Raw genomic sequence first — 6,729 nt, 5'->3', positions numbered from 1 at the left:
TGTTTTCTAGTTAATTACACTATACCAAAAGAACGAGGTGTTTTTCATTTTTCATTAAGATTGTCAAGTAACATAATGAAAAGGCCGCAGGCCATTAACAATCAACGTGGATCACCTACTTTATTGGTGCGAAAGTTGAGTTATTAATTAATAAGTACTTGGTGAGGAGGTTTCATAATGCCAACATTATATCGTTCAAATACATACATACCGGAATTGGTCCGGGCTAGTAAGGATTTAGCTAAGGAAAATAAATTCGAGCATTCCTGTTCAGATGAGGCGGGTAGATTATTATCTGTTCTTGCTGGACAAGTAACAAATGGAAAAATACCCGAGGTTGGTACAGGTTTTGGTGTAGGGGGTTCATGGATCCTTTCAGCAATTTCTCCAAAGGTACAACTGATTTCAGTGGACAATTCAAAAGAGAAAATAGATTTAGTTTCTGAAACTATCCGCCATGACCAAGTGGAATTTATTCATGGGGATTGGAAAGAAGTAATCCCAAAAGGACCTTTTCAATTTATTTTTGCAGATGCTGCGGCGGCAAAAACAATTGAAGGGGAGCTGTTAGTGAAGACGTTAGAAGTTGGAGGAATGTTATTCATGGATGACTTTACTCCTGAAGAACATTTTCCGGAAGAATGGAAAGGGTAAAACTTCTCGCCTCATCCCTTTCTTTATTTAACGTAATGGTTATGGTTTCTACACTAGCCAACATGATGCAACAGCCTTTTACTGGAAGTTTGATTGATAATGCGCCAAAAGAAAATGCTTTAGAATTTGTAGAAAATCAATATCGTATACTCATTGGATCAGCGACTTTAGGAACAATCATTGGACTTCTTTTATTGCCAACATTCATCGCCATTTTCTCGAGAGCCATCATTCATTTAGCAGATGAACGCGGATCAATTCCGGGGTTATTGAAAAAGGGGTTAACGGGATCTTATTTGAAGCGTGCCATCAAACATATCCATTTGCCAAGAGTTTCGTACTTGAAAGATATGAGCTGGCGAGATATTCCGATTAAATTATTTTTGATCAATATGTTGATTACGGCCATTTATACAATAGGTGTTTTATCAGCACTTTATGCAGCATTACTCGCGCCAGAGCGGGCAACAACAGCCGTTATGGCATCGGGTTTAATAAATGGCATTGCGACAATATTGCTAATTATCTTTATTGACCCAAAGATTTCGATTTTAGCGGATGATGTTATTAATGAAAAGGGGAGCTACATCACATTAAAAAGCGCCTCTATTATGATGGTCACATCGAGGCTATTAGGTACACTTTTAGCACAAGTGTTGTTCATCCCTGGTGCAAAGTACGTTGCTTGGTTTACGCAGTTTATTGTTTAGTTTGATTGAGTTGGCGAATTTCACTATGATTTTGGCGAATAACTCACCGATTCTGGTGAATATTCTAGTAACTCGTCATTTCCAGACAATATCCTTATCAGTTATGCTACACTAACCCTCAAGAGGTGGTTTTCATCATGCAACAATTACAATTTGAAGCGTCTTGGGACAAAGCATTGGCTGCCGAAGACCGACAAACGATAGAAAAAATCTTTAATGAAACTAAAGACATGAACCGTGTGAATATCCTTTTCGCTCCAATTCGAGAAGCTATCAACCATAAAGGGGAGTTACTCGTAACTGTTTTGGTGCATAACTTTACAGATCATCAACTTAATTTCACTAATACAAGATTGGTTTACAGTATTCACGGGGAGGTCATTGCAGAGAACATATTCACTCTGCGGGCACTTTCAATCCCAGCTTTTACGAGCATGCCGTGGACATTTATCTTCCCAGAAGGAAACTACAAACCGCTGCCTTCTTTCGAAAATGGACGAATTGAAATCGGCTAATCCTGCTACAAAATTTAAATGAGGTGAGATTATGAGAAGATTATTGATTTTATTAACCGCAATTGGTATTACATTATTCGGATGTTCTCAAGTTCAAAAAACTCAAACCGTTTCGACTAGCAGTACACTTCACAACTATGATTCTGAAATGATTACGGAGGCTTTAAAGAACCACACTGATTTTCCAAAACTAACAATCAATGAAACATCAATAACAGAAGAGGTTCAAAACGGGGGAAACACAATTAAAGTGACTTACTCTTGGAAAACGGACATAAATTCAGATGGCTCAACTGTTACAATAGATAAGGAAAAAGAAGATAACGAAGTTTGGACGGAAGCTTCATCAGCTGATTATTTTATTACTTTAACTAAGGAATCCGAAACGGATAAAGGTAATGTTATGAGTTACTGGAAGTATCAGTATTTTCCTCAAGCCAATGAAATTCAATTAGTTGAAAGTGAAGATTATGATTAAATCTGTTATTATCCAAATTGAACGGATATGCAAATATTGATATAATATGTATATATAAAGTGCTGGGGGAACGTTAACTATGGAGTACGGGAATATTAGACCTTCTTCAGATTTAAGAAATAAGTACGCTGAAATGTCTAAGTTATGTAAAGAGTCAAGAGAACCTATCTACATAACAGTTAACGGACGAGGAGATACAGTGCTACTTGGTATTACTGAGTATAATCAAATGATTTCTGAACTTGAATTATTACGTACCCTTGCCGAAGCAGATGATGATGTTGCAAATGGAAGAGTTACTTCTTTAAGGGAGAGTTTTTCTTCAATTCGTAATACCTTGGAGAGAGAGTAGGCATGAAGTATCAAATCGTAATGACAGATAAAGCAAACGAACAGTTAAACGATCTCATTATGTACATCGCAGATGATTCAAAGTCAAAGGAAGTTGCACTTAACTACCTGAATCAATTAGAAGAAGCTATTTCTAAACTTGAGGAATTTCCATTTATGGGTATGAAGCCTAGATATTTGACCTTAAAAAAGCAAGGATATCTAGTTCTTATTGTTGAGAAACACCTAATCTTTTACAAAGTTGATCAAAAGAAGAAACAGGTTATCATCTATTCTATAACTAGTAGCAAACAAGAGTATAGACGGTTAATTTAGTCAAACTCTTATTCATAATGTAAGAGTTGGATTCACTTAAAGAAGCTCAAATTTTAATTAATTTTCATTGTAAAAAAGACACATTCCTAAAAGTAGGGGAGTGTGTCTTTTTATTACCCACTATTTTAATGGCTTTAAAGCAGTCGACTGGTCGATAAAAATAAATGCGTCATAGCAGCTGCCGACTCGGGAAGGAACATAATTTCCATAAGCTTCGTATTCCGGATGATAGACGACACCAATTGCACGGTGGCCGATCCAGTCATTAAAGTGTTCACGGTTTTCATCCGTAAAGATCAAGACTTGATCATCCTGGTTAGCGGCATGGAGTTGTCCTTCTTACATACTAAGCTTTGAGGTTGGGACATCAATTATTTCTAAAGGGTCACCCCAACTGCCCACATCCATGTCGGCCATCGATTAAAGGATTCAACCAACACTTCTCGAGTTGATTTACCTTCGGGGCCATAACCTTTTACATAGCGATTAATCGCTTGAACAGATGGCCAATCTCCTTCAACGGCAATAATGTTGAATCCTTTTTCATTAATTAGCTTTTTGGAAAGTTCAGCGCGGATTGTGTAAAACTCAGATGTACCATGGGAAGTTTTACCAATCGTAACAATACTTGATGTGCCAATTGCCTCTACGATTTTATTTAAACTTTCGTCGTTCAATGGAAGGGAGTGCTCTTTAAATGCATTGATTAGTTTTCTTGACATATTGTAACTCCTTTCAGTATTAGCTTATCCAATTAGGTGCTTGATAATAGACATAACTAGATGGATAATAGCCAATTCACTGCAGATAATAGAAGAATCAGTTGAGATAATAGAAAACCTGGAGATAATAGACAATCTATGTTGGCTTTATAGTATATTAAGGACAAGGGACGAGCACTCGAACGTCCACTACAGATTGGGACACAAAGCCTGTCCCCAATGTCCCATTAGAGGTGAAGTTAATGATTCATTCAATTATTGAAAATGTGAAGATTACACCCCATTCAGGGCATTTAGCTTCTTATATTCCTGCATTAGCGAATCAGTCAAAAGATTTATTTGCTGCTTGTTTAGTGGATGAAAGAGGCGAGATCCTATCATTCGGGGATGCGAATTATTCATTTACACTCCAAAGTATTTCAAAAGTAATGAGTTTCATCGTGGCTGCAGAACATTTAGGACTTGAGAAAATTCTTGAAAAAGTGGATGTAGAGCCAACAGGTGACCCATTTAATTCTATTGTTCGATTAGAGGTTGCGGAAAAAGGGAAGCCATTTAACCCAATGATCAATGCGGGTGCGATTACAGTTGCCTCACTACTACCAGGTGATGATGTTGAAGCACGGGTGAACTCAGTTAAACAGTATTTAGCACAAATCACAGGTCATGAACATACTGTAAATGAAGAAGTTTATCGCTCTGAACTTGAAACAGCTTACCGAAATCGCGCAATTGCGAACTACTTGAAGGCGAACGATTATCTAGAAGGAACTGTGGAAGAAGCACTAGAAACGTATCTTCAATTATGCTCTCTAGAAGTTAATACGGAGGATTTAGCGAAATTCGGTTTATTTTTAGCAAGTGACGGTTTAATAGCTGGAGAAAATAAAAATCTCATTACCCATAAAACAGCTCAATTTTCAAAGGCACTCATGATGACATGCGGATTATACAATGCTTCCGGAAAATACGCCGCAACAATTGGTATTCCGATGAAAAGTGGAGTATCAGGTGGTGTTTTATGTGCTGTTCGAAATGGAGAAATAGAACATTTGAGAGGATATATTGGAATAGCTGTCTTCAGCCCTATGATTGATGAAATCGGTAATAGCGTAAAAGGAATGATTTTCTTAAAACAACTGTCTGATCAATATCATTTGAGTGTTTTTTGAGAGAATAAAATCAAAAGGGCTAGCAATTAAAAAAAGCCACTTCCACGTTCTTTATCTTCCTAGATGCAGGACTTGGGTTTGGTCCATATCTTCTTGGCTTTGCAGTTACATATATGACCTATGGCAATTTATACGGTATTTTAAGTGGTGTTGTGCTGTTATCAACGGTTTTATATTTCTTCCTGCATGGTAGAAGAGAAAAGGAATTAATGAAGGAATCATAAAAATTGATGGGATGAATGCGGTTTTGCGGAGTGACTAGAGGAGGATCTGTATTAGGATCCTCTTTTATGTATTTTGGAGAAATGCATTGGTTTTTTAAACCTTATTATTTAGACAACTTCGCATGGATTTCTGAAATCCTGTCAAAATACCCCCATGATTTCGCCAACTTTGAGTGGATTTTTGAAATCCTGTCAAAATAACCCCGTTATTTCGCCAACTTTGAATGGAATTTAGAAAGTCTGTCAAAATAACCTCGTTATTTCGCCAAATTTGAATGGAATTTAGAAATTCTGTCTAAATAACGCCAGTATTTCGCCAACTTCGTATTGGATTTAGAAAATCTGTCAAAATAACCCTATTATTTAGACAAGTTGTAATGGATTTTTGAAATCTTGTCAAAATACCCCCATGATTTCGCCAACTTAAAGTGATCGGTTTGAATTGGTACGTTCTCAGAAGTCGCCGATAAACATATAGATGATAATAAAGATCAGAGTCAATCTTAGGGATTGACTTGTTTGTTTTGAGGGGATTACCAATAGCCAGGAAAATAGAGTATTTGATGGGGAATCAGCCAAATCCATATGGAAATCAGCCAAGTCTGGTAAGATATCAGCCAAAACTGGATCTGAATCAGCCAAAACAAAAAGCGTGGGCGGGAAATAAGCCAAGTTTGATAAGATATCAGCCAAAACAGGAACCAAATCAGCCAAGTCTAGCAAGATATCAGCCAAATCAGGAATCAAATCAGCCAAACGGATAGCGTGGATGGAAAATCAGCCAAATTCATCCGGAAATCAGCCAAATCTAGCAAGATATCAGCCAAATCAGGAATCAAATCAGCCAAACGGATGGCCTGGATTAGAAATCAGCCAAATTCGTCTGGAAATCAGCCAAGTCTAGCAAGATATCAGCCAAATCAGGAATCAAATCAGCCAAACGGATAGCCTGGATTAGAAATCAGCCAAATTCATCCGGAAATCAGCCAAGTCTGGTAAGATATCAGCCAAATCAGGAATCAAATCAGCCAAACGGATGGCCTGGATGAGAAATCAGCCAAATTCGTCCGGAAATCAGCCAAATCCATATGGAAATCAGCCAAATCTAGCAAGATATCAGCCAAATCAGGAACCAAATCAGCCAAACGGATGGCCTGGATTAGAAATCAGCCAAATTCGTCTGGAAATCAGCCAAGTCTAGCAAGATATCAGCCAAATCAGGAATCAAATCAGCCAAACGGATAGCGTGGATGAGAAATCAGCCAAATTCATCTGGAAATCAGCCAAGTCTAGCAAGATATCAGCCAAATCAGGAACCAAATCAGCCAAACGGATGGCCTGGATTAGAAATCAGCCAAATTCATCCGGAAATCAGCCAAATCTAGCAAGATATCAGCCAAATCAGGAGCCAAATCAGCCAAATAGATGGCCTGGATGGGAAATCAGCTATAAATGCTAACTTAAGAATGTACAGTATTGATTGTTTAAGTATGTACAGTTTCGACAATAAGATACATAATATTCCTGAGGTGGGATGTTATGTATATGCAAATTAACGTAAATACAAATATTGAAATTAACACTCTAG

Annotated in this window: 12 protein-coding genes; 9 read left to right on the top strand and 3 right to left on the bottom strand. The window is 37.5% G+C overall.

The window, feature by feature from the left end; genetic code table 11:
* Window positions 1–177 precede the first annotated feature (177 nt).
* The 6 genes from ACOQFO_RS09295 (at window position 178) to ACOQFO_RS09270 (ending at window position 3,023) form a co-directional block, all read left to right on the top strand.
* Window positions 178–654 (top strand): O-methyltransferase, encoded by a 477-nt coding sequence (locus ACOQFO_RS09295; protein WP_421689404.1) that lies wholly within the window; start codon window positions 178–180, stop codon window positions 652–654.
* Window positions 642–1,364 (top strand): lipid II flippase family protein, encoded by a 723-nt coding sequence (locus tag ACOQFO_RS09290; protein WP_421689403.1) that lies wholly within the window; start codon window positions 642–644, stop codon window positions 1,362–1,364. The genes ACOQFO_RS09295 and ACOQFO_RS09290 overlap by 13 nt, the downstream gene beginning before the upstream one ends.
* A gap of 137 nt (window positions 1,365–1,501) precedes the next feature.
* On the top strand, window positions 1,502–1,879 hold the full coding sequence (locus tag ACOQFO_RS09285; RefSeq protein WP_421689402.1) for an SLAP domain-containing protein: 378 nt from the start codon (window positions 1,502–1,504) through the stop codon (window positions 1,877–1,879).
* Window positions 1,880–1,910: 31 nt separating this feature from the next.
* Window positions 1,911–2,357, top strand: coding sequence for a hypothetical protein (locus tag ACOQFO_RS09280; protein ID WP_421689401.1), 447 nt, complete (start codon window positions 1,911–1,913; stop codon window positions 2,355–2,357).
* Between the two features lie 79 nt (window positions 2,358–2,436).
* Window positions 2,437–2,709 (top strand): type II toxin-antitoxin system Phd/YefM family antitoxin, encoded by a 273-nt coding sequence (locus ACOQFO_RS09275; protein ID WP_421689400.1) that lies wholly within the window; start codon window positions 2,437–2,439, stop codon window positions 2,707–2,709.
* 2 nt (window positions 2,710–2,711) lie between these two features.
* A complete protein-coding gene (locus ACOQFO_RS09270) occupies window positions 2,712–3,023 on the top strand; it encodes a type II toxin-antitoxin system RelE/ParE family toxin (protein ID WP_421689399.1) in 312 nt (103 codons plus the stop codon).
* Between the two features lie 120 nt (window positions 3,024–3,143).
* Here the strand turns inward: ACOQFO_RS09270 and ACOQFO_RS09265 are convergent, their stop codons facing one another.
* Together ACOQFO_RS09265 and ACOQFO_RS09260 are read right to left on the bottom strand one after the other, a co-directional pair.
* Window positions 3,144–3,323 (bottom strand): erythromycin esterase family protein, encoded by a 180-nt coding sequence (locus tag ACOQFO_RS09265; protein ID WP_421689398.1) that lies wholly within the window; start codon window positions 3,321–3,323, stop codon window positions 3,144–3,146.
* A gap of 77 nt (window positions 3,324–3,400) precedes the next feature.
* The gene (locus tag ACOQFO_RS09260; protein ID WP_421689397.1) at window positions 3,401–3,745 is read right to left on the bottom strand and encodes an erythromycin esterase family protein; all 345 of its coding nucleotides are present in this window, start codon (window positions 3,743–3,745) and stop codon (window positions 3,401–3,403) included.
* 242 nt (window positions 3,746–3,987) lie between these two features.
* Between ACOQFO_RS09260 and glsA the strand changes: the two genes are divergently transcribed.
* Window positions 3,988–4,917 (top strand): glutaminase A, encoded by a 930-nt coding sequence (glsA, locus tag ACOQFO_RS09255; RefSeq protein ID WP_421689396.1) that lies wholly within the window; start codon window positions 3,988–3,990, stop codon window positions 4,915–4,917.
* A 677-nt stretch (window positions 4,918–5,594) separates the two neighbouring features.
* On the opposite strand, the gene ACOQFO_RS09250 is transcribed toward glsA, so the two are convergent.
* Window positions 5,595–5,897 carry a hypothetical protein gene (locus tag ACOQFO_RS09250; protein WP_421689395.1) on the bottom strand — a complete coding sequence of 101 codons (303 nt, stop codon included), beginning with the start codon at window positions 5,895–5,897 and terminating at the stop codon, window positions 5,595–5,597.
* A gap of 289 nt (window positions 5,898–6,186) precedes the next feature.
* Between ACOQFO_RS09250 and ACOQFO_RS09245 the strand changes: the two genes are divergently transcribed.
* Both ACOQFO_RS09245 and ACOQFO_RS09240 read left to right on the top strand, forming a co-directional pair.
* Window positions 6,187–6,342 carry a hypothetical protein gene (locus ACOQFO_RS09245; RefSeq protein WP_421689394.1) on the top strand — a complete coding sequence of 52 codons (156 nt, stop codon included), beginning with the start codon at window positions 6,187–6,189 and terminating at the stop codon, window positions 6,340–6,342.
* A 49-nt stretch (window positions 6,343–6,391) separates the two neighbouring features.
* Window positions 6,392–6,526, top strand: coding sequence for a hypothetical protein (locus ACOQFO_RS09240; RefSeq protein WP_421689393.1), 135 nt, complete (start codon window positions 6,392–6,394; stop codon window positions 6,524–6,526).
* Window positions 6,527–6,729: the final 203 nt, after the last annotated feature.

Source organism: Ureibacillus sp. MALMAid1270 (assembly GCF_049202975.1).
GTDB lineage: Bacteria > Bacillota > Bacilli > Bacillales_A > Planococcaceae > Ureibacillus.
Note: the sequence above shows the minus strand (reverse complement) of the source record. Positions and strands in the feature narration are given on the sequence as shown.

Excerpts from the sequence above, each read along its gene's own strand:
- ACOQFO_RS09295 (WP_421689404.1), top strand. The coding sequence starts at position 178 with ATGCCAACATTATATCGTTCAAATACATACATACCGGAATTGGTCCGG.
- ACOQFO_RS09290 (WP_421689403.1), top strand. The coding sequence starts at position 642 with ATGGAAAGGGTAAAACTTCTCGCCTCATCCCTTTCTTTATTTAACGTA.
- ACOQFO_RS09285 (WP_421689402.1), top strand. The coding sequence starts at position 1,502 with ATGCAACAATTACAATTTGAAGCGTCTTGGGACAAAGCATTGGCTGCC.
- ACOQFO_RS09280 (WP_421689401.1), top strand. The coding sequence starts at position 1,911 with ATGAGAAGATTATTGATTTTATTAACCGCAATTGGTATTACATTATTC.
- ACOQFO_RS09275 (WP_421689400.1), top strand. The coding sequence starts at position 2,437 with ATGGAGTACGGGAATATTAGACCTTCTTCAGATTTAAGAAATAAGTAC.
- ACOQFO_RS09270 (WP_421689399.1), top strand. The coding sequence starts at position 2,712 with ATGAAGTATCAAATCGTAATGACAGATAAAGCAAACGAACAGTTAAAC.
- ACOQFO_RS09260 (WP_421689397.1), bottom strand. The coding sequence starts at position 3,745 with ATGTCAAGAAAACTAATCAATGCATTTAAAGAGCACTCCCTTCCATTG.
- glsA (WP_421689396.1), top strand. The coding sequence starts at position 3,988 with ATGATTCATTCAATTATTGAAAATGTGAAGATTACACCCCATTCAGGG.
- ACOQFO_RS09245 (WP_421689394.1), top strand. The coding sequence starts at position 6,187 with ATGAGAAATCAGCCAAATTCGTCCGGAAATCAGCCAAATCCATATGGA.
- ACOQFO_RS09240 (WP_421689393.1), top strand. The coding sequence starts at position 6,392 with ATGAGAAATCAGCCAAATTCATCTGGAAATCAGCCAAGTCTAGCAAGA.